The following is a 20932-nucleotide window of genomic DNA, read 5'->3' on the forward strand; positions in this document are numbered from 1 at the left end:
GATGAGGTTCGGCACGCTCGACGGTCGGTTCGTGCTCGTGCGCGACGGCCGCGCGCTCGACGTGGCCAACGCGTCGGCCGGCGCGCTCCCGGCCGACCCGGTCGCGGTGCTCGAGCGCTGGTCCGACCTCGTCGACTGGGCCGCGGGCGCGGACTGGTCCGGCTCGGTGGCCGTGACCCCCGACCAGCTCGGTGCGCCCGTCCCTGCTCCCCGGCAGGTGTTCGCGATCGCGCTGAACTACCGCCCGCACGCCGCCGAGGCCGGGTTCGTCGCCCCCGACGAGCCGCTGGTGTTCACCAAGTTCCCCAGCTGCATCACGGGTCCGGTCACCACGGTCGAGCTGCCGCCCGGGCACGTCGACTGGGAGATCGAGGTCGTCGTCGTCATCGGCAGGGGCGGCTACCGCATCCCCCGGGAGCGGGCCTGGGACGCCGTCGCCGGCCTCACGGTCGGGCAGGACCTCTCCGAGCGCGTGCAGCAGCTCACGGGCACGCCCCCGCAGTTCTCGCTGGCCAAGTCGCACCCGGGGTTCGGCCCGACGGGTCCGTTCGTCGTCACGCCCGACGAGCTGGGCGACCGCGACGACGTCGGCTTCGCGTCGCGGATCGGCGACGAGGACATCCAGCAGGGCCGCACGAGCGAGCTGATCTTCCCGATCGACGACCTGGTCGCGCGGCTCTCGGCCGTCTGCCGGCTGCTGCCCGGCGACCTGATCTTCACGGGCACGCCCGCCGGCGTCGGGAACCGCCGGACGCCGCCGCGCTTCCTGCAGCCGGGCGAGACGCTCGTCAGCGCGGTCGACGGCATCGGAGAGATCCGCCAGACGTTCGTCGCCCGGCCGTGAACGGTTCGGCTCGCGAGTCGACGTCCGTCGCCATCGTCGGCGCCGGGCCGGCCGGGCTGACGCTCGGCCACATCCTTGCTCAGGCCGGCGTCCCGTTCCGGATCATCGAGCGCACCACCCGCGAGCACCTGCTCGGCCGCGTCCGCGCGGGCGTGCTCGAGCAGGGGACGGTCGACCTGCTCGCCTCCCTCGGTCTGGACGCGGACCTCCGTCGGCGCGGGCTGACCCACCACGGGATCTACTTGCAGTACGAGGGCCGGCGGCACCACGTCGACTTCGACGAGCTGGTCGGGCGGACCGTTACCGTCTACGGGCAGCAGGCTCTCGTCGCGCACCTGCTCGCCGAGCACGACCGGATCGGGTCGGACGTGCGGTTCGAGACGACCGGGATGCAGGTCGACGGGCTGACGACGTCCAGCCCGACCGTGCACTACGTCGACGCGAGCGGCCCGGTCGAGCTGTCGTGCGACGTCGTGGTCGGCGCCGACGGCTACCACGGCATCGGCCGCCAGTCGCTGCCCGCCGCATCGAGGGTCGCCTGGGAGCGCGCCTACCCCTACGCATGGCTGGGCATCCTCGCCGACGTCGAGCCCTCGACGGACGACCTGATCTACGCGCTGCACCGCGACGGGTTCGCGATGCACTCCATGCGCTCGCGCGAGGTCTCCCGGCTGTACCTGCAGGTCGCTCCCGACGAGTCGATCGACGACTGGAGCGACGGGCGGATCTGGGAGGCCTTGCAGACCCGGCTCGGTGTCGACGGATGGACGCTGGCCGAGGGTGCGGTCACCGAGAAGTCGATCACCCCGATGCGCAGCTTCGTCGCGTCCTGCCTCTCGCACGGGCGCCTGTTCCTCGCCGGCGACGCGGGCCACATCGTGCCGCCGACCGGCGCGAAGGGGCTCAACTCGGCGGTCGCGGACGTCGCCCTGCTCGGACGGGCTCTGCTCGACCATCGCGCGGGCGACGACACCGGCCTGGCGACGTACAGCGAGCGGGCCCTCGCGCGGCAGTGGAAGGTGCAGCAGTTCTCCCAGTGGATGACGCAGATGCTGCACGTGCACGACGACGGGGACGCGTCCGAGCGCGGGTTCGCGTATCGCAGCCAGGTCGGACAGCTCGAGTACGTCACCCGCTCGCGCGCGGCACAGCAGAGCCTCGCCGAGCAGTACGCCGGGCTGCCGTTCAGCGAGGGAGCAGCATGACGGAGGTCAGCCAGCAGACGATCTCCGCGGAGATCGCCGACCGGCACGCCCGCGAGCAGGGCAACCCGGCGGTGCACCCGCGACTCGACTTCGCGCCGTACCGCTCCGCCGTGCTGCGCCACCCGACCCACGAGCTCGTCCGGGCCGACCCCGAAGAGATCGAGCTGGTCTCCCCCGCGTTCGGCCACACCGACGTCGCAGCGCACGAGTCGGACCTGACCGTCCAGCACGCAGGCGAGCCCCTCGGCGAGCGGATCATCGTCACCGGGCGCGTCCTGGACGGCGAGGGTCGGCCCGTCGCCGGTCAGCTCGTCGAGGTCTGGCAGGCCAACTCCTCGGGCCGGTACGTGCACAAGCGCGACCAGCACCCCGCGCCGCTGGACCCGAACTTCACCGGCGTCGGCCGCGTGATCACCGGCGACGACGGTTCGTACCGCCTCACGACCATCAAGCCGGGGCCGTACCCGTGGCGCAACCACCGCAACGCGTGGCGCCCCGCGCACATCCACTTCTCGTTCTTCGGCACCGCGTTCACGCAGCGGCTGATCACCCAGATGTACTTCCCGGGCGACCCGCTGTTCGGGCTCGACCCGATCTACCAGTCGATCACCGACCCCGCCGCCCGCGCGCGTCTGGTCGCGGCCTACGACCACGACGTCAGCGAACCGGAGTGGGCGCTGGGGTTCCGCTGGGACGTGGTGCTGACCGGCCCGCGGGCCACCTGGACCGAGCCGGAGGACGCCGACCATGTCTGAGCACGGCACCGGGCAGACGCCCGCGCAGACGGTGGGCCCGTTCTTCGGGTACGCCCTGCCGTATCCGGGTGGGCCCGACGTCCGCGCGCCGTGGCAACCCGACGCGATCCGGCTGCACGGCCTCGTGCTCGACGGTGCCGGGGAACCCGTCCCGGACGCCCTGGTCGAGGTCTGGGGCGCCGACGCCGACGGTCGCCCGTCGACCGAGCGCGGGTCGCTGGACCGCGACCCGCACGGGTTCACCGGGTTCGGCCGTTCCGCTACCGCCCGGGACGGTCGATACGCGTTCAGCACGCTCAAGCCGGGCAGCAGCCGACCCGGCGCGGCGCCGTACGTGGTCGTGGCCGTGTTCGCCCGCGGCCTGCTGAACCACCTGCTGACCCGCGCCTACTTCGCCGACGAGGTCGACGCCAACGGTGCCGACCCGCTGCTGCAGCGTGTCGACGCCGACCGACGCGCCACGCTCGTCGCCGAGCTGGACGGCCCGCGGTCCTACCGGTTCGACATCCGCCTGCAGGGCGCCGGCGAGACCGTCTTCCTCGACTACGGGACACCGCAGTGAACGACTGGGGGCTGCTGCAGCCCGTGACCGCCGGTTCGCGCGACGTCGCCGGGGACGACGACGTGCTCGAGACGATGGTGCACGTGGAGGCCGCGCTGCTGCGCGCTTGGGGGCACGTCGACGGCACGTCCGACCAGGACGCGGCGGCCGAGGCGCTCGACGCCGTGGATCCCTCCACCCTCGACCGCACGGCACTCGTGGAGGGCGTCGCGCAGGACGGCGTGGTCGTTGTCGCTCTCGTGCGCGAGCTGCGCGGCGTGCTGGACCATGCGGGACTGCCCGTCACGCGTCTGCACGCGGGGGCCACGAGCCAGGACGTGCTCGACACCGCCCTCGTGCACGTCGCCCGGGAGGCGTTCGCGCAGCTGCGGGTACGCCTCGTCGCCGCGGGCACCGCGCTCGCCGTGCTGGCCGACGCCGAGCGGGCCTCGGTGCGGGTCGGGCACACGCTCGGGCGGGACGCCGCACCCACCACCCTCGGCGTGCAGGTCGCGGGGTGGCTCGACGGGATCAGCTCGGCGATCGCGGCGGCCGACGGCGCGCGGTTCCCCGTGCAGCTCGGCGGGGCCGTCGGCACGGGTGAGCAGGCCGACCGCATCGCCGGACGTCCCGGCGCGATCACGACCCTGCGCGCGACGCTCGCCGCGGACCTCGGTCTCGACGACCCGGGTCGGTCGTGGCACACCGAGCGGACCCCGGTGCTCGCGCTCGCCGGCGCGGCCGCGACGGTCGTCGCCGTCCTGGGGCGGATCGGTCGTGACGTCGTGGCCGGCTCCCGCACGGGCGTCGACGAGCTCGCGCTGGCCGGCGGCGGCGCGTCGTCGGCGATGCCCCACAAGCGCAATCCCGTCGGACCGGTCGTGATGAGCGCGGCGGCGCTGCAGGCGCCCGGGCTGCTGTCGACCATCGCGCGTTCCGCGGCGTCGGTCGACGAGCGACCCGCGGGCGAGTGGCACGCGGAGTGGTCGCCGCTGCGCGACCTGCTGCGCCTCGCGGCCGGCTCGGCCGACGCGGCGGCACGCACCGTCGCGGGTCTGTCCGTGCACCGAGAGGCGGCGGCCCGCAACCTCGCGGCAGCGGACGTGGGCGTCGTGGACGACGTCACGCTCGCTGCCTGCGGCGGCGTCGTCGACGCTGCCGTGGACCGGTTCCGGACCACCCTCGACGACGGGCACCGCCGATGAGCCCTGTGCGCCTCCACGGTTCGTTCGCCCCCGGCACGACGCCGGGCGCCCACCAGGACCTGCTCGTCCTGCTCCCGTCTCTCGGCACCACCACCGACCTCTGGGACGGTGTGGTCGCCAGCCTGCGCGCCGATCCCGCGACCAGCGCCCTGCGGATCCTGCGGGTGGACCTCCCCGGGCACGGGACGAGCCCGGCGCGGCACGAGGCGTTCACGGTCGCGGACCTCGCCGACGCCGTGCTCGACGTCGTCGACGAGGCGGGTGGCGGCTCGTTCCACGTCGGCGGCGTCTCGCTGGGCGGTGCGGTCGCGCTCGAGCTGGCGGCCGCGCACGCCGCGCGGGTGCTCAGCCTGACGATGTTGTGCAGCGGCGCCCGGATCGGCACCGCCGACGGATGGGCCGCGCGTGCCGAGCAGGTGCGCGAGGGCGGCACCGCGTCCCTGGTGGCGGGGAGCGCGGCGCGTTGGTTCGCGCCGGAATTCCTGGCGCGCGGCGACCGCGGCGGCGCCCACGCCCTGGACCAGCTGCTCGAGGTCGACGACGAGTCGTACGTCCGGTGCACCGACGCGCTGGCGACGTTCGACCGGACGGGCGGCGTCGGCACCGTCACCGCGCGCACCCTGCTGGTCAGCGGCGCATACGACGAGGTGACCACGCCCGCCTCGATGCAGGCGCTGGCCGAGGAGCTCCCGGTCGCGACGCACGCGACGATCGCGTCCGCGGGCCATCTCGCCGTGCTCGAGGAGCCCGCGACGGTGGCGGCCCTCCTGCGCGACCACCTCGGGGGCGACGCCCACGCACGCGGGATGCGCGTGCGGCGCGAGGTCCTGGGCGACGCCCACGTGGACGCCTCGGTCGCCGCGACGACGCCGCAGACCGCCGCGTTCCAGGACTTCCTCACCCGCTACGCCTGGGGCGAGGTCTGGGCCCGACCGGACCTGTCCCGGCGCGAGCGGTCGATCGCGACCCTCGCCAGCCTGGTCACGGGCGGCCACGAGGCGGAGCTGTGGATGCACGTGCGCGCCGCCCTGCGCAACGGGCTGACGCCGGACGAGGTCGCCGAGGTCGTCCTGCACACCGCCCTCTATGCCGGCCTGCCGGCCGCCAACACCGCGATGGCGGTCGCCCGCGAGGTCTTCGCCGAGGCACACGTAGAAGGAGACGGACATGGACAAGACGGTCGCGACGGCTGACGAGGCCGTCGCCGACATCCCGTCGGGCTCGTCGCTGGCCGTCGGCGGCTTCGGCCTGTCCGGGGTGCCCATCGCGCTCATCCGCGCCCTGCTCGCCCGCGGGGTCGACCAGCTCGAAGTCGTCTCGAACAACTGCGGGGTCGACGGCTGGGGGCTGGGCGAGCTGCTCGCCGCCGGCCGGATCCGGCGCGTCGTCGCGAGCTACATCGGCGAGAACAAGGAGTTCGCCCGTCAGTACCTGGGCGGCGAGGTCGAGGTCGAGCTGACCCCGCAGGGCACGCTCGCCGAGCGGCTCCGCGCCGGCGGCGTCGGCATCCCGGCGTTCTACACCGCCGCGGGCGCGGGCACCGCGGTCTCGGACGGCGGCATGCCGCTGCGCTACGCCGCCGACGGCTCGATCGCCCTGGCCAGCGGGGCCAAGGAGCTGCGCCCGTTCGCGAGCCTCGGCCGGAGCCGCGAGTACGTGCTGGAGGAGGCGATCCGCACGGACTTCGGGCTGGTACGGGCGGCGGTGGGCGACCGGCACGGCAACCTGCGCTTCGAGAAGTCGACCCGCAACTTCAACCCCCTCGCGGGGATGGCCGGCCGCGTCACGATCGCGGAGGTCGACGAGCTGGTCGAGCCGGGCGAGCTGGGTCCCGACGACATCCACCTGCCCGGCATCTACGTCGACCGTGTCGTCCTGCTCACCCCCGAGCAGTCCGCCGACCTCCCGATCGAGAAGGTCACCGTCCGCGTCCGACCAGTCGAGATCGAGGAGTCCTGATGCCGCTGACCCGTGACCAGATGGCCGCCCGCGCCGCCCGTGAGCTCGAGGACGGCTCCTACGTGAACCTCGGCATCGGCCTGCCGACCCTCATCCCCAACCACCTGCCGCCCGGCGTCGAGGTCGTGCTGCACTCCGAGAACGGGATCCTCGGCGTCGGACCGTATCCGTGGGAGGGCGAGGCGGACGCCAAGCTCATCAACGCCGGCAAGGAGACCGTCACCGTCCTGCCCGGGGCCGCGTACTTCGACTCGGCCGCCAGCTTCGGCATGATCCGCGGCGGCCGGGTCACGCACGCGGTGCTCGGCGCCATGCAGGTCTCGGCCGGCGGCGACATCGCCAACTGGGCCGTGCCCGGCAAGATGGTCAAGGGCATGGGCGGGGCGATGGACCTGGTGAACGGCGCGGCGCACGTGCTGGTCGTCATGGAGCACGTCGCCAAGGACGGTTCCGCCAAGATCGTCGAGCAGTGCACCCTGCCCCTGACCGGACGCGCGTGCGTCGACCGGATCATCACCGACCTGGCCGTGCTGGACGTCACGGACGACGGCCTGCGGCTCGTCGAGCTGGCGCCCGGCGTCACCGTCGACCAGGTGCGCGAGGCCACCGGCGCGCCGTTCTCGGTGGCGCCGGGGGTGCCGGAATGACCGCGCTGCGCGAGGTCGTCCTCTGCTCGCCCCTGCGGACCCCGGTCGGACGCTTCGGCGGAGCGCTCGCTCCCCTGGACGCCCGGGCCCTTGCCACGACCGTCCTGCGCGCGCTCGTCGAGCGGACCGGTCTGGACCCGGCGGCGGTCGACTCCGTGATCGGCGCGCAGGGCTACCCGACCATGGAGTCCCCCGCGTTCGGCCGGGTCGCCGCGCTCGACGCCGGCTTCCCCGTGACGACGACGGGGTACCAGCTGGACCGGCGGTGCGGATCGGGGTTGCAGGCGGTCCTGAACGCGGCCATGGAGGTGCAGACCGGCGTCGCGGACGTGATCGTCGCGCTCGGCGCGGAGTCCATGTCCAACGCCCCCCTCTACACCGAGCAAGGCCGGCGCGGCCTGCCGCCGGGCGGTCTCCTCCTGCACGACGCGCTGGCCCGGGGGCGGGAGATGGTCGGCGGTGTCGACTACCCCACGCCCGACGGCAACGTCGGCACGGCCGAAGCCCTGCGCGCCGAGTACGGGATCAGCCGACAGGCCCAGGACGCTCTGGCGCTGAGCTCGCACCAGCGCGCGGTCGCCGCCCAGACCTCGGGGGCGTTCGATGCCGAGCTCGTGCCCGTCACCGTCCCCGGTCGTCGCGGGGAGGTCGTCGTCGACCGCGACGAGCACCCGCGCGCCGACGCCTCGCTCGACGCCCTCGCGGCGCTGCGGCCCCTCCTGGTGGGCTCCGACCCGGCGGCGACCGTCACCGCCGGGAACTCGAGCGGACAGAACGACGCCGCGGCGGCCTGCGTGGTCACCACGCCCGAGACCGCCCGAGCCCTGGGCCTGGAGCCGATGCTCCGCCTTCGCTCGTGGGCCGTCGCCGGCGTCGACCCCCGCCGGTTCGGCATCGCCCCCGTCCCCGCGACGAACCTCGCCCTCGCGCGGGCCGGCGCGACGCTCGCGGACCTCGACGTCGTCGAGCTCAACGAGGCGTTCGCCGTCCAGGTGCTCGCGTGCCTGGCCGACTGGGGCATCGACCCCGAAGATCCGCGCGTGAACCCCCGCGGCAGCGGCATCTCCCTCGGGCACCCGATCGGCGCCACCGGCGTCCGGATGCTCGCGACCCTCGCGCACGAGCTGCCGTCGCTGGACGCCGAGCTGGCGGTGGCGACCATGTGCATCGGCGGCGGGCAGGGGCTGGCCGCGGTGCTCGAACGCATCTGACCGGAGGACGCCCGTGACCTACCAGAACCCCGTCATCAAGGGAACCGCCCCCGACCCGTCGGCGGTTCGCGTCGGCGAGGACTACTACCTCGCCAGCTCCACGTTCGACCTGTTGCCGGGCATCACGATCCGCCACTCCACCGACCTCGTCACCTGGCGGATCGTCGGGCACGCGGTCTCGCGGCCTGCGCAGTACCGCAGGGACGGCGAGCCCGGACCGGTGGTCCTGTTCGCACCGACGCTGCGTCACCACGACGGGGTGTTCTACCTGGCGTGCACCAACGCGGTCGGCGGCCAGGGCAACTTCGTCCTGCGGACCACCGACGTGACCGGCGAGTGGTCGGACGCCCTGTGGATCGACTCCGACGGGTTCGACCCGTCCTTGTTCCGCGACGACGACGGCACCTGGTACTACACGCGGCGGAACCTGCAGTTCCGCCCGGACGGGAACCTCGGCCCGATCGTGCAGGCGACGATCGACCTGGCCACGGGCGTGCTCGGCGAGATGCGCGACATCACCCCGCCGCACGGGTTCGCCAGCAACGACATCGAGGGGCCGCACCTGTTCGCTCGCGACGGCTGGTACTACCTGAGCTCGGCCGAGGGCGGCTCCTGGGCCGGGCACATGCAGACCATCGCGCGCAGCCGGTCACCCTGGGGTCCGTTCGAGGCCGCGCCGACCACCCCGTGGCTCACCCATCGGCACCTCGTCGCGAACCGGGTGCAGAACCTCGGGCACGCCGAGCTGGTGGAGGCGACCGACGGCAGCTGGTGGGCACTCGCGCTCGGCACACGGCACCCGCGCATGGCTCGGCACCACAACCTGGGGCGCGAGACCTTCCTGACGCCCGTCCGCTGGGTCGACGGGTGGCCGGTGGCCGGCGAGCGCGGCGACGGCACGACGAGTCTCGTCGTCGACGCCGATCCCCCCGTGCGCGGCCGCGGGATCGACCACGTGGTCGCAGACACCCTCTGGACGCGGGGCTGGAAGACGATCGGCGCCGCGCCGGCACGCCTCGACCCGCTCGACACGGACGCGCGGATCGAGCTGCCCTGCGGACCGGACCCCCGGACCCGACCCGTCGGTGCGTGCGGCGCGCTCCTGCGCGCGCAGACCGAGGACGACCAGCGGTTCTCGGCCACGGTCGCGAACGTGCCCGCCGGCGCGGTCGCGGGCATCGCGGCGTTCACCGACGCCTCGCACGTCGCCTCGTTGACGGTCGAGAAGGTCGACGGCGGGCGCGTCGCGGTCCTGACGCGCACGGTCGACGACGTCACGTCCCGGACGCACGTGCCGCTCCCTGCAGCCGGTGAGGTCGGGCTGCGGATCGACGGGCACGAGACCAGCTACGCGTTCGTCGCCGTCACCGACGGATCGGAGACGGTGGTGGGCCACTGCTCGGCCCGGCTCCTGTCCGCGGAGACCGCGCAATGGTTCGTCGGCGTGCACTGGGCCCTGCTCGCGGTGGGCGACGACGGTTCCACGACGTTCGCTGACGTGCAGATCACGGACCTCGCTCCGGGCGCGCCCGCCTCGCCGGTGCCGTTCTAGCAGGGGCGAGGCGGGGCGTCGTCCCGAGCCCGGTAGACGTTCCGCTCCCACCGGTGCCTGCGTATCACCGCCCGCCGCTCCTCGGTCAGCCGACGCCCGTCGCTCGTGGCGCCGTTCCGCCGCTCGACATGCGGGCCCTGGTCGCCGCGGAAGTACCGGTTGCGGAAGTCGCCGTCGGGGAATGCCGCTGCTGCGATCCGCCCGGTGAGCCCGCCCTCGTCGAGGCCGACGCGCACGATCACGCGACGGCGAGGTCGTGGACCCGCCGGCACGCGTCGTACCCACCCGGTCGAGAGAACCCGCCAACGCCCCATGGCCACGAGGCGCCGACCCCGTGCCCATCGGGCGTTCGGACCGTCACGGCCTCAGTCGCGTGACCGCCCGGCGACGACGCGCGTGATGATGAGCACCGCGAGGATGACCGACCCGTTGAGGAAGTCGAACCACTCGCCGCTCACGCCGGCGAACGTCAGCACGTTCTGGACCAGGTACAGCAGCAGGATGCCGGTGAAGGCGCCGACGAGGCTGCCGCGCCCGCCGTTGAGGCTCACTCCCCCGATGACCGCAGCCGCGAACACCGTGAAGATCGCACCGCTGCCCTGGCTCGACGCGACGGAGGCCAGGTGCCCGGACAGGAGGATCCCGGCCAGGGCGGCGATCGCGCTGGCGAGGATGAACACCCACCAGAGCGTCCGATCGGTGCGGATGCCGGCCGCACGAGCGGCGTCGACGTTGCCGCCGATCGCGTACAGCGAGCGCCCGGAACGCAGGTACCGCAGGCCGAGCCCGCCGATGACGTACGCGACGACGCAGACCCAGACGGCCGCGGGGATGCCGAGCCAGGTGGCCGTGCCCAGGTACATCATCGAGCCGGTCATCCCGAAGAACGTCTGGCCCCCGGAGATGCCGGTGAGCAGCCCGCGCAGGGTGATGAGCATGCCCAGCGTCACGATGAAGGCGTTGAGCCCGAGCTTGACGATCAGGCCGGCGTTGATCGCGCCGATGATCACACCCACGGCCAGCGCGATCGGGATCGCCCAGCCGGGTGGCACGAGGTCGAGACCGTGGTTGATCCCGGTCGGCAGGGTGAGCCAGGCGGCAACCCCGGGTGCGAGGCCGACGGTCGACTCCAGCGAGAGGTCCATCTTCCCGGCCAGGAGCACCAAGGCCTCGGCCAGCACGAGGAGCCCGATCCACGACATCGACACCAGGACGTCCGTGAGGTTGCCGCGGGTGAGGAAGCTCGGGGACACGAACGCACCCACGACGACGACGAGGATGATCGGGGGGATCAGCGCCAGGTCGCGGAAGCGCGCGAGCGAGATGCTCGTGAGCCGGAGCGCCGGCGCCTCGGCCTTCGGCGGGTCGGGGACGGGCTGTGCCGTGCCTGCCGAGCCTGCCACCGGATTGGTCACCTCATTGATCACGCGGATCCACTCCCTCTGACGCGTCGCCCGCTGCGGCGCCCACGAGGACGCCTTCCATCGCTGCCACGAGCTCCTGGTCGTCCCAGGTGCCCTCCAACTCGCGGACGATCTCGCCGCGGAACATCACGAGCACGCGATGGCAGTACCGCAGGTCGTCCAGGTCGTCAGAGACGACCATGACCCCGGCCCCGCCCCGCGCCGCGCCGGTGGCGGCGTCCATGAGCGACTCCTTCGAGCGCACGTCGACACCCGCCGTGGGCGCCATCAGCACCAGCAGCCTCGGGTCGTTCGCCAGTGCCCGTCCGGCGACGACCTTCTGCTGGTTCCCGCCGGACAGGTCGCCCGCCGGCTGCTTCGGCCGGGCCGGCACCACGTCGAGCCGCCGGATGAGCTCGCCTGCCATCCGGTCGCGAGCCTTCGGGTTGACCAACCCGAACCGCCCCAGCCGCGAGGAGACGCTCATCGTGAGGTTCTCCGCGATGGACAGACCCTCGACGAATCCCTCCGCATGGCGGTCCTGCGGGACGAACCCGACACCCGCCGCCAGGGAGGCCGGCACGCTGCCGAGCCGCTGCTGCGTGCCTGCCACCCGCACGGTCCCCGCCGTCGGACGCCGTAGCCCCACGATCGACTCGGCCACGGCGAACTTCCCGGAGCCGCCCCCGCCGGCCAGGCCCAGGATCTCGCCCGGGCGCACGTCGAACGACACCCGGGGGACGCCGGCCGCGGACAGCCCGTCGACCTCGAGCACGGGCGGGGTGTCCCGCGGCACGGGCGGCGGCCGCGTGTCGACCAGCTCGGTCGCCTTCTCCCCCGTCATCGCCTCCACGAGCCGCGACCTCGAGACCTCGGCGATGGGCGCGGACAGGATGTGCCGGGCGTCGCGGAACACGGTCACCGTGTCGCACAGCTCGAAGATCTCCTGGAGGTGGTGGCTGATGAACAGGAACGTGACGCCCTGCTCCTGCAGGCGACGGATGCGAGCGAACAGGCGCTCGACCCCGCCGGCGTCCAGCCGTGCCGTCGGTTCGTCGAGGATGACGAACCGCGCGCCGAGCGAGAGCGCCCGCGCGATCTCGACGAGCTGTCGCTGCTCGACCGTGAGCGTCCGGGCGAACGCCCTCGGGTCCACGTCGATCTCCCACTCGGCGAGCAGGTCGGCCGAGCGTTCGCGCAGCTCGCGCCAGCGCACCGGGTGCCCGGCGGCGGACTGGCGACCGAGGAAGAGGTTCTCGGCGACCGTCAGGTCGTCGATCACCGTGAGCTTCTGGTAGACGCAGGCCACCACGGCCTGCCATGCGTGCCGGTCCGCGAGCGGCGGCGCCGGCTCGCCGCCGAACGTGACCGTGCCCTCGTCGGGCCCCTGCAGGCCCGTGAGGATCGACACGAGGGTCGACTTCCCGGCCCCGTTGCGCCCGACCAGCGCGTGGACCTCTCCCGCGCGGACCAGGAGGTCCACCCCGCGCAGGGCCTGGGTCGCCCCGAAGCGCTTGCTGACTGCGGTGACCCGGGCGACGGGCGGCTCGAGGCCGCCCGTCGCCGTCGCCACTGACTGCGTCGTCATGTGGTCATGTCCCTCGTCCTTGCTGGGTAGATCGGGTCGTGGCCGTGCCTAGCTGACGTTGTTGCCCCACAGGGTGGTGTCGTCCACAGCGACCGACTCCGGGAACTTGCCGTCGACGGTCACGAGGGGCGCGGGGATCTGGTCCTCGAGGATCTCGGGGCTGACCTGGACGATCTTGCCGCCGTGGCCGTCGTCGCCCGGCGTGTACTTCTTGCCGTCGATCGCGTCCTTGACGTACTGCAGGCCGTACTGGGCGTAGAGGTCGGCGGGCTGGGACACCGTGGCGTCCATGGTGCCGTCCTTGATCGCCTGGAACTCGGCCGGCACGCCGTCGTTCGACACGATGACGATGTGGCCGTCCTCGCCGCGCTTCTTGAGCAGGCCCTTCTGCTGCAGAGCCTGCAGCGTGGAGGGCAGGTAGATCGACGCCTGCATGTAGATCGCGTTGATCGTGTTGCCCGCCAGCACGGTGTTGAGCTGAGACACCGCCGTCGGCGGGTCCCACTTGGTCGGCTCGCCGAACACCTTGATGTTCGGGTAGTCCGACTTCATGCAGTCGTTGAACGCCTCGGTGCGGTCGCGGCCGTTGATCGAGGCCAGGTCGCCCTCGAACATCACCACGTTGCCCTTGCCGCCGAGAGTGTCGCCGATGTACTTGCAGGCCTTGGTGCCGTAGGCGCGGTTGTCCGCACGCACGACCATGTAGACCTTCCCGCTGTCGGGCCGCGTGTCGATCGACACGACGGGGATGTTCTTCGACGCGAGCTGCTGCAGCGTCGGGATGATCGCGGCGGTGTCCTGGGGCGCCATGACGACGCCCTTGACGCCCTGCGCGACCAGCGTCTGCACGTTGTCGGCCAGCTTGCTGATGTCGTTCTGCGAGTTGGTCGTCTTGAGGTCGACGCCGACCGTGTCGGCCTTCTCCGGGACGTAATTGATGTACGCGTTCCAGAAGTCGGAGTCGGAGCGGGGGTAGTCGACGCCGACGAGCGGGCGGCTCCCCCCGCCGGTGGCGCCGCCGCTGCTGCCGCTGGTGCCGTCGTTGCCGGGAGTTGAGCTGCTGCTGCACGCAGCCAGAAGGCCGACCGCGGCCAGGGCCGCGGTGGCGCTCATTGCCAACTTGAGTCGCACGATCTCTCCTTTGAGACGGGGCACGCTCAGCGGCCCTGGGGGTGGGGGTCAGTCGACTGGGGGTCTGACCACACGACGCCGTCGGGATAGCGGTAGTCGATCAGCGTGGTGGGGAGGAGCTCGGCGCCGGAGCCCGGGAGCGTCGGCGCCAGATAGCGGCCGCCCTGCACGCGCGCAGGGACGACGAAGTGCTCGTGCAGGTGGTCGACGAACTCGATCCAGCGGTTCTGCGTGCTCCCGCTGACGGCCACCAGGTCGAACATCGCGAGGTGCTGCACGACCTCGCACAGCCCGACACCACCCGCGTGCGGGCAGACCGGGACTCCGTACTTCGCCGCCAGGACGAGGATGGCGACGTTCTCGTTGACGCCGGCCACGCGGCAGGCGTCGATCTGGCAGACGTCGATGGCCCCCGCGGCGAGGAGCTGCTTGAACACGACACGGTTGGCGACGTGCTCACCGGTCGCCACCCGCACCGGCGCCACCGCCTGGGCGATGGCCCGGTGGCCGGCGACATCGTCCGGGCTGGTGGGCTCCTCCACCCAGTACAGGCCGTACGGCGCGAGCCGGCCGATCGTGTCGATCGCCTCGCCGACGTCCCAGGCCTGGTTCGCGTCGATCGAGAGGAGGACGTCGGGGCCGACGAGCGAGCGCACCATCTCGAGCCGCCGCTCGTCGTCGTCGGCGTCCGCGCCGACCTTGAGCTTGAGGTGCGTGAAGCCGTCGGCGAGCGCCTCCTTGACCAGCAGCTCGACCTTGGCGTCCGAGTAGCCCAGCCAACCGGCCGACGTGGTGTACGCGGGGTACCCGTCGGCCAGCAACGCCGCGACGCGCGCGTCCTTGCCTGCCGCGCCGCGCGTCAGGATCTCCAGCGCCTCGGCCGGTGTCAGCGCGTCGGAGAGGTGCCGGAAGTCGATCAGCGCGACGAGCTGCTCAGGGGTCAGCTCGCCGAGGAGTTGCCACAGCGGCTTGCCCTCACGCTTCGCGTACAGGTCCCAGACCGCGTTCACGACCGCGCCGATCGCCATGTGCACGACGCCCTTCTCGGGCCCGAGCCAACGCAGCTGCGAGTCGTGCACGATCAGACGCCAGAACGCGCCCATGTCGGCCAAGGTCTCCTCGACGTCGAGGCCCACCACGAGCCGCTCGACCGCGCGGATCGCCGAGGCGGCGACCTCGTTCCCGCGGCCGATGGTGAACACGAACCCTGCACCGCTCTCGCCGGCCGAGGTGCGCACGACGACGTACGCAGCGGAGTAGTCCGGGTCCGGGTTCATCGCGTCGGAACCGTCGTGCTCGCGGGAGGTGGGGAACCGCACGTCCACGACGTCGAACGGCTCGAAAACTGCCGTCACGTCGGGTCTCCAGACTGCCGAGCATTCACTGGGCACCCTCTCTCGGGTCGTCACTGATCCGATGTATCGATCGATCGAAGGCCGCACAGCACTGTCGGGACCCTGTCCAACTAGGGGCTCGGCGGCCAAACCTCCGATGTCTGCGCCCAGTCTGTAGCTGTGGCTCGGCATTGTAAAGAGGCAGGTAGGCAACGAATTCGTCACGATCGATCGCGGCGCGGGCGTTTGAGTTGCCGGGAAATCTGGGCCAGACTCGGGCTGCCGGGCCGGATCGACACACGCGGCCCGAGTCATCAGACGTCTGAGGGGTGCGCCGTGGCAGTCACCGACGTGGCGATCGAGAAGCTGAAGTCGATGATCGCGTCAGGCGAGCTCCAACCCGGTCAGCGACTGCCTCGCGAGGCCGACCTCGCGGCCGACCTGGGGCTGTCCCGCAGCTCGCTCCGGGAGGCCGTGCGGGCGCTGTCCGTCCTCCGGATCCTCGACGTGCGGCAGGGCGACGGCACCTACGTGTCGAGCCTGTCGGCCGAGTCTCTCGTGGACACGCTGACCTTCATCGCGGACTTCCACCGGGACACCACGGTCCTCGAGCTGCTCGAGGTCCGCCGCATCCTCGAGCCCGCGGCGAGCGCCAAGGCGGCGCGCCTCGCGGACGCTGACGACATCGAGGGTCTGCGCGAGATCCTGGGTCGGACGACCGTCGACTCCACCGTCGAGGACCTCGTCAGCGCGGACATCGAGTTCCACCGCGCGATCGCCCGCGCGGCCCGGAACTCCGTGCTCGCCTCGCTCATCGACTCGATGTCGAGCCGGACGCTGCGCGCACGGCTGTGGCGCGGCATGACGGAGGAAGGCGCCCTCGCCCGCACGCTTGCGGAGCACCGAGCGATCTTCGAGGCGATCAGCGCCCACGACCCCGGCCTCGCCGACGCCCAGGCCACCGTGCACATCGCCGGCGTGGAGTCGTGGTTGCGCACCATGCTCGAGTGAGCGCGCCCCGCCGTCAGTCCGGACGGCGAGCCGGGATGCTCCGTGCCGAGGTGAAGGCGCTCGATCAGTCGGTGTGTCCCGGAGCGCGGTAGAAGTTCCGCTCCCAGCGGTGCGCCTGGATCACGGCACGACGCTCCTCGGTCAACCGTCGCCCATCGCTCGTCGCGGCGTTCCGCTCGACGTTGCGGATGCTGCGCATGCCCGCGATCACCGTCGACACGGCGGGATCGTCCAGGACGTACCGCAGCGCGACGTCAGGCAGCTCGTCGGTCGCGATGCCGAGCTCCGCGGTCAGCGCCGACACGTGCTGCTCGACCTGCGCGCTCCGGTCGCCGCCGAAGTACCCGTTCCGGAAATCACCGTCGGGGAACGTCGAGCCGGCCGTGATCCGCCCGGTGAGCCCGCCCTCGTCGAGGGCCACGCGCACGATGACGCCGACGCCGTTCTCGGTGCACGCCGGCAGGAGCTGCTCGGCCGGCTGCTGGTGGAAGGCGTTGTAGATCACCTGCACCGTGTCGACGGTCCCGCTGCGCACGAGCTGCAGGGCGTTCTCCGGCTGGTAGTCGTTGACCGAGACGCCGAAGAAGCGGATCTTGCCCTCCTGGCGCAGGTCCGCGATGGTCTCGAGCCAGTCGCCGTGGCCGACCCACTCGTCGCTCCACACATGGAACTGCAGCAGGTCGAACGCCTCGAGCCCCGACGCCGCCAGGCTCGTCTCGAGGCTCGCTCGGATGTGGGCGCCGGGGAACGTCTCGTCGGGGTGCACGCCCGCGGACGCCGGCCAGACACCGTTCTTGGGTGGCACCTTCGTCGCGACGTGCACACCTGGGTGGTCCCGCAGCACGCCGCCGACGATCCGCTCGCTGTCGCCGTAGCCGCGGGCGGTGTCGATGAAGTTCACGCCCAGCTCGATGGCGCGGTGCAGCGCGGCCACCGACTCGTCCTCCTGCGCGCCGATCCACATCGAGGCGCCGATCCCCCATGCGCCGTAGCCGATCTCGGAGACGGACATGCCCGTGCGGCCCAGCTGGCGGTACTCCATCAGTGCTCCTGACTCAACCGCGCCGTCCGGCGCGCAGCTTGGTGATCCCGCCGACGAGCAGCACCACTCCGACGATCGCGACCACCGCTCCGATCAGCGTCCACTGGGACTGCCCGTTCATCCCGCCGGTGGCCCCCAGCGCCCCGGACCCCTGCAGGACCCAGAGCACTCCGACGAGGATCAACAGCACCCCGCCGATGACACGTGCCCAGACCATCGTCATCCGTCTCCTCAGTGACGAGCGCCGGACTCTGACTGCAGCGCCGTACTCGAAGGTCTACCGCACATCGACGTCGGCCGGGGCCGTGGCTCGCGGACGTCACGCTCCGATCCCCCTCGACGTGCGCGGCGATCGACGGCGCGTCACGATGCGTCCCATGCTCGCCGCACGGGCCGCTCTCGCCCTGGTCGCCCTCGCGCTGGCCGCCGGTTGTGCGGTCGGCTCGTCGTCGACGGAGTCGGACGACGCGCGCGCGCTGGTCGACCCCGTCCAGCAGGCGTCGTCAGCAGTGGCGACCGCGCAGATCGCCGTGGACCAGCTTGCGGCGGATCGCCTCACTCCCTCCGTGGCGGACACCGCCCTCCTCGACCAGGTCGCGGTCCTCGACGACGCCGCCTTCGCCGTGGTCACGCTGGTGCCGACGGACCGCACGACCGCGGCATGGCAGCAGGACGCGCTCGCGGCCGTCCGCGAGGCGCAGGGCTCGGTCGTGGCCGCTCGAGGGTGGGCGAACGGCGCGGGCACCGGTCCGGACTCCGTCGACAAGGCCCTGGGCGCGAGCGCCGACCGGCTGGACCGGCTGACGGGCCAGCTGGACGGTGCGTCGTGAAGAAGGTCCTCGGCCTGGCTCTGGGCATCCTCACCGCGATCGGCGGCTTCCTGGACATCGGGGACCTGGTCACCAACGCGGTCGTCGGCTCGCGGTTCGGGCTGTCCCTGGCGTGGGTCGTCGTGGTGGGCGTGGTCGGGATCTGCGTCTTCGCGCAGATGTCGGGCAAGGTCGCCGCGGTCAGCGGTCGCGCGACGTTCGAGATCATCCGCGAGCGCCTCGGGCCGCGGGCCGCGGGCGCGAACCTCGGGGCGTCGTTCCTGATCAACCTGCTGACCTTGACGGCGGAGGTGGGCGGTATCGCGCTGGCGCTGCAGCTGGCCAGCAGCGTCGAACCGCGCCTGTGGATCCCCGTCGCCGGGCTCGCGGTCTGGCTGGTGATCTGGCGGACCAGGTTCTCGATCATGGAGAACGTCACGGGCCTCGTCGGGCTGACCCTCATCGTGTTCGCGGTGGCGGTGTTCCTGCTCGGGCCCGACTGGAGCGCGCTCGCCGACCAGGCGTTCCACCCGCGCGTCAGCGCGCAGGAGGGCCCGGCCTCGTACTGGTACTACGCGATCGCCCTGTTCGGCGCCGCGATGACCCCGTACGAGGTGTTCTTCTTCTCCTCGGGGGCCGTCGAGGAGAAGTGGACCGTCAAGGACCTGTCCCAGTCCCGGATGAACGTGCTCGTCGGCTTCCCGCTGGGCGGCGTCCTGTCGGTCGCCATCGCCGCCTGCGCGGCCATCGTCTTCCTGCCCCAGGGCATCCAGGTCTCCTCCCTGTCCCAGATCGTCCTGCCGGTCGCGATCGCGGGGGGCAAGCTGGCGTTGGCGGTGGTGCTGGTCGGCATCGTGGCCGCCACCTTCGGCGCCGCCCTGGAGACGTCGCTGTCCAGCGGGTACACGCTCGCGCAGTTCCTCGGCTGGTCGTGGGGCAAGTTCCGCCGCCCCGTGCACGCGGCCCGGTTCCACCTGACGATGATCATCTGCATCGTCATCGCCGTCGGCGTCCTGATGACCAGCGTGAACCCGGTGGCGGTGACGGAGTTCTCCGTGGTGTTCTCGGCGGTGGCGCTGCCCTTGACGTACCTGCCGATCCTCGTCGTCGCCAACGACCCCGAGTACATGGGCAAGCACGTGAACGGGCGCCTGACCAACGGGCTGGCGCTGGTCTACCTGGTGATCATCGTGGTGGCGTCCGTCGCCGCGATCCCCCTGATGATCGTGACGGGAGCGGGTTCATGACCGAGCTGCCCGAGGCTCCGCGCCCCAGCGGGTTGGTGCTCGATGCACGCCTGCACCTGCTCGACCGGCAGGTCCTCGACGTCGACGGGACCCCGGTGTGCACGGTGGACGATCTCGAGGTGCACGGCCTGGACGGGGCCGACCTGCCCGACGGGACGCAGGCCGCGGTGATCACCTCGCTGCTCAGCGGAGCCGTGCTGGCGACGCGGATGTTCGGCGGCCGGCCCCCGTCGTCGCGCTGGCACCGCATCCGCTGGACCCACGTCACCGACGTCGGCACCACGGTCCGGCTGGGCGTCCGGGGCGCGGAGCTGGACGTCACCTGGACCGAGCGCTGGGTCCGCGACCACATCATCCGACGCATCCCGGGAGGCAGCCATGATCCTGGGTGACCTCCTCGACGCACCCGTGACCGGAACGTCCGGGGACCGCCTCGGCTACGTCGTCGACGTGCGGTTCGCCCTGGACGGACCGCTGGACGGGCTCCTGGCCGCACCGCGCCTGCACGGGCTCCTGGTCAGCCCACGGACCGGCACCTCGTTCCTCGGGTACGAACGCACCCGCGTCCGCGCGCCCGCCGTGCTCGCGCGCTACTACGCCTGGCGCCACCGGGGCACGTTCCTGGTGCCCTGGGAGGACGTCGCCTCCGTCGCCCCGGGCGCGGTGAGGCTCGTCGACGGCTTCCGCCGGTTCTCCCCGGCGCTGCCGGGGTGAGCATCCGGATCGGGACCTCCGGGTGGTCGTACGACCACTGGGCGGGTGTGCTCTACCGACCGGGCCTGCCGCCCGGCGACCGGCTCGCGCGGTACGTCGAGGAGTTCGACACCGTCGAGCTCAACGCCAGCTTCTACCGGTGGCCGCGCGACTCGACGTTCGCGAGCTGGCGCCGTCGGCTCCCGCCGGGCTTCGGGCTCTCCGTGAAGGCACCGCGCGGGCTCACCCACGCCAAGCGGCTGTACGCGCCCGAGACCTGGTCGCAGCGGATCGCCCGGTCCTGGCACGAGCTCGGAGATCGTCGCGAGGTGCTGCTCGTGCAGCTCCGCCCCGACCAGGAGCGTGACGACGCACGCCTCGACTGGTTCCTGGGCACGTTGCCCGACTGGGTCCGGGTCGCCGTGGAGCTGCGCCACCCGTCCTGGCAGGACGACGCGGTGTTCGCACTGCTCGAACGGCACGGCGCGGCCGCCTGCGTGATGAGCGGCGCTCGGCTCCCGTGCGTCCTGCGCGCCACCGCGCCGTTCGTGTACGTGCGGCTGCACGGGCCCGACCACGACCACCTGTACGGCGGCTCGTACTCGGACGCCGACCTGCACTGGTGGGCCGACCGGATGCGCGAGTGGGTGGCCGACGGCCGCGACGTCCTGGCCTACTTCAACAACGACGGCGCCGGCTTCGCCGTGCACAACGCACGCACCCTGCGCGCGATCCTCGACGCCTAGGACCGACCT

At 72.4% G+C, this 20932-nt stretch carries 23 protein-coding genes; 16 read left to right on the forward strand and 7 right to left on the reverse strand.

Annotated features, from left to right (window positions below; all coding sequences use genetic code 11):
* Position 1: 1 nt before the first annotated feature.
* From ACPPVS_RS11525 to ACPPVS_RS11570, 10 genes are read left to right on the forward strand one after another with little or no spacing between them, the layout of a single operon-like run.
* On the forward strand, positions 2–844 hold the full coding sequence (locus ACPPVS_RS11525) for a fumarylacetoacetate hydrolase family protein (RefSeq protein ID WP_426592406.1): 843 nt from the start codon (positions 2–4) through the stop codon (positions 842–844).
* Entirely contained in the window at positions 841–2049 is a 1209-nt protein-coding gene (locus ACPPVS_RS11530) for a 4-hydroxybenzoate 3-monooxygenase (RefSeq protein ID WP_426592407.1), read from the forward strand. Before ACPPVS_RS11525 ends, ACPPVS_RS11530 begins: the two co-directional genes overlap by 4 nt.
* Positions 2046–2804: a protocatechuate 3,4-dioxygenase subunit beta gene (pcaH, locus tag ACPPVS_RS11535; protein ID WP_426592408.1), complete on the forward strand. Its 759-nt coding sequence runs from the start codon at positions 2046–2048 to the stop codon at positions 2802–2804. The genes ACPPVS_RS11530 and pcaH overlap by 4 nt, the downstream gene beginning before the upstream one ends.
* A complete protein-coding gene (gene pcaG / locus ACPPVS_RS11540; RefSeq protein ID WP_426592409.1) occupies positions 2797–3366 on the forward strand; it encodes a protocatechuate 3,4-dioxygenase subunit alpha in 570 nt (189 codons plus the stop codon). The genes pcaH and pcaG overlap by 8 nt, the downstream gene beginning before the upstream one ends.
* Positions 3363–4550, forward strand: a complete 1188-nt coding sequence (locus ACPPVS_RS11545) for a lyase family protein (RefSeq protein WP_426592410.1) — start codon at positions 3363–3365, stop codon at positions 4548–4550. Before pcaG ends, ACPPVS_RS11545 begins: the two co-directional genes overlap by 4 nt.
* The gene (locus tag ACPPVS_RS11550; protein ID WP_426592411.1) at positions 4547–5743 is read left to right on the forward strand and encodes an alpha/beta fold hydrolase; all 1197 of its coding nucleotides are present in this window, start codon (positions 4547–4549) and stop codon (positions 5741–5743) included. The genes ACPPVS_RS11545 and ACPPVS_RS11550 overlap by 4 nt, the downstream gene beginning before the upstream one ends.
* Entirely contained in the window at positions 5718–6509 is a 792-nt protein-coding gene (locus tag ACPPVS_RS11555; RefSeq protein ID WP_426592412.1) for a CoA transferase subunit A, read from the forward strand. Before ACPPVS_RS11550 ends, ACPPVS_RS11555 begins: the two co-directional genes overlap by 26 nt.
* Positions 6509–7156 (forward strand): CoA transferase subunit B, encoded by a 648-nt coding sequence (locus ACPPVS_RS11560; RefSeq protein ID WP_426592413.1) that lies wholly within the window; start codon positions 6509–6511, stop codon positions 7154–7156. The genes ACPPVS_RS11555 and ACPPVS_RS11560 overlap by 1 nt, the downstream gene beginning before the upstream one ends.
* Positions 7153–8367 carry an acetyl-CoA C-acetyltransferase gene (locus ACPPVS_RS11565; RefSeq protein WP_426592414.1) on the forward strand — a complete coding sequence of 405 codons (1215 nt, stop codon included), beginning with the start codon at positions 7153–7155 and terminating at the stop codon, positions 8365–8367. Before ACPPVS_RS11560 ends, ACPPVS_RS11565 begins: the two co-directional genes overlap by 4 nt.
* 13 nt (positions 8368–8380) lie before the next feature.
* Positions 8381–9919, forward strand: coding sequence for a family 43 glycosylhydrolase (locus tag ACPPVS_RS11570; RefSeq protein ID WP_426592415.1), 1539 nt, complete (start codon positions 8381–8383; stop codon positions 9917–9919).
* Here the strand turns inward: ACPPVS_RS11570 and ACPPVS_RS11575 are convergent.
* The 5 genes from ACPPVS_RS11575 to ACPPVS_RS11595 form a co-directional block, all read right to left on the reverse strand.
* Positions 9916–10161, reverse strand: a complete 246-nt coding sequence (locus ACPPVS_RS11575) for a hypothetical protein (protein ID WP_426592416.1) — start codon at positions 10159–10161, stop codon at positions 9916–9918. The genes ACPPVS_RS11570 and ACPPVS_RS11575 overlap by 4 nt on opposite strands.
* Before the next feature lie 123 nt (positions 10162–10284).
* On the reverse strand, positions 10285–11346 hold the full coding sequence (locus ACPPVS_RS11580) for an ABC transporter permease (RefSeq protein WP_426592417.1): 1062 nt from the start codon (positions 11344–11346) through the stop codon (positions 10285–10287).
* Positions 11336–12910 carry a sugar ABC transporter ATP-binding protein gene (locus tag ACPPVS_RS11585; protein WP_426592418.1) on the reverse strand — a complete coding sequence of 525 codons (1575 nt, stop codon included), beginning with the start codon at positions 12908–12910 and terminating at the stop codon, positions 11336–11338. The genes ACPPVS_RS11580 and ACPPVS_RS11585 overlap by 11 nt, the downstream gene beginning before the upstream one ends.
* Before the next feature lie 48 nt (positions 12911–12958).
* Complete coding sequence (locus tag ACPPVS_RS11590) at positions 12959–14041, reverse strand: sugar ABC transporter substrate-binding protein (RefSeq protein ID WP_426592419.1); 1083 nt, start codon at positions 14039–14041, stop codon at positions 12959–12961.
* Positions 14042–14067: 26 nt separating this feature from the next.
* On the reverse strand, positions 14068–15396 hold the full coding sequence (locus ACPPVS_RS11595; RefSeq protein ID WP_426592420.1) for an enolase C-terminal domain-like protein: 1329 nt from the start codon (positions 15394–15396) through the stop codon (positions 14068–14070).
* 315 nt (positions 15397–15711) lie between these two features.
* On the opposite strand from ACPPVS_RS11595, the gene ACPPVS_RS11600 reads away from it, so the two are divergent.
* Positions 15712–16386, forward strand: a complete 675-nt coding sequence (locus ACPPVS_RS11600) for a FadR/GntR family transcriptional regulator (RefSeq protein WP_426592421.1) — start codon at positions 15712–15714, stop codon at positions 16384–16386.
* A 64-nt stretch (positions 16387–16450) separates the two neighbouring features.
* Here the strand turns inward: ACPPVS_RS11600 and ACPPVS_RS11605 are convergent, their stop codons facing one another.
* Positions 16451–17428, reverse strand: coding sequence for an aldo/keto reductase (locus tag ACPPVS_RS11605; RefSeq protein ID WP_426592422.1), 978 nt, complete (start codon positions 17426–17428; stop codon positions 16451–16453).
* 13 nt (positions 17429–17441) lie between these two features.
* The gene (locus tag ACPPVS_RS11610; protein ID WP_426592423.1) at positions 17442–17651 is read right to left on the reverse strand and encodes a hypothetical protein; all 210 of its coding nucleotides are present in this window, start codon (positions 17649–17651) and stop codon (positions 17442–17444) included.
* A 154-nt stretch (positions 17652–17805) separates the two neighbouring features.
* Between ACPPVS_RS11610 and ACPPVS_RS11615 the strand changes: the two genes are divergently transcribed.
* Genes ACPPVS_RS11615 through ACPPVS_RS11635 form a run of 5 tightly spaced genes read left to right on the forward strand, consistent with a single transcriptional unit; the run spans position 17806 to position 20923 of the window.
* Positions 17806–18258: a hypothetical protein gene (locus ACPPVS_RS11615; RefSeq protein ID WP_426592424.1), complete on the forward strand. Its 453-nt coding sequence runs from the start codon at positions 17806–17808 to the stop codon at positions 18256–18258.
* Positions 18255–19484 (forward strand): NRAMP family divalent metal transporter, encoded by a 1230-nt coding sequence (locus tag ACPPVS_RS11620; RefSeq protein WP_426592425.1) that lies wholly within the window; start codon positions 18255–18257, stop codon positions 19482–19484. Before ACPPVS_RS11615 ends, ACPPVS_RS11620 begins: the two co-directional genes overlap by 4 nt.
* Positions 19481–19876: a hypothetical protein gene (locus ACPPVS_RS11625; RefSeq protein WP_426592426.1), complete on the forward strand. Its 396-nt coding sequence runs from the start codon at positions 19481–19483 to the stop codon at positions 19874–19876. Before ACPPVS_RS11620 ends, ACPPVS_RS11625 begins: the two co-directional genes overlap by 4 nt.
* Positions 19863–20198, forward strand: a complete 336-nt coding sequence (locus ACPPVS_RS11630; RefSeq protein WP_426592427.1) for a PRC-barrel domain-containing protein — start codon at positions 19863–19865, stop codon at positions 20196–20198. Before ACPPVS_RS11625 ends, ACPPVS_RS11630 begins: the two co-directional genes overlap by 14 nt.
* Positions 20195–20923, forward strand: a complete 729-nt coding sequence (locus ACPPVS_RS11635) for a DUF72 domain-containing protein (RefSeq protein WP_426592428.1) — start codon at positions 20195–20197, stop codon at positions 20921–20923. The genes ACPPVS_RS11630 and ACPPVS_RS11635 overlap by 4 nt, the downstream gene beginning before the upstream one ends.
* Positions 20924–20932 lie beyond the last annotated feature (9 nt).

Origin of the sequence: Cellulomonas sp. McL0617, assembly GCF_049994875.1 — a bacterium.
Classification (GTDB): Bacteria; Actinomycetota; Actinomycetes; order Actinomycetales; family Cellulomonadaceae; genus Cellulomonas.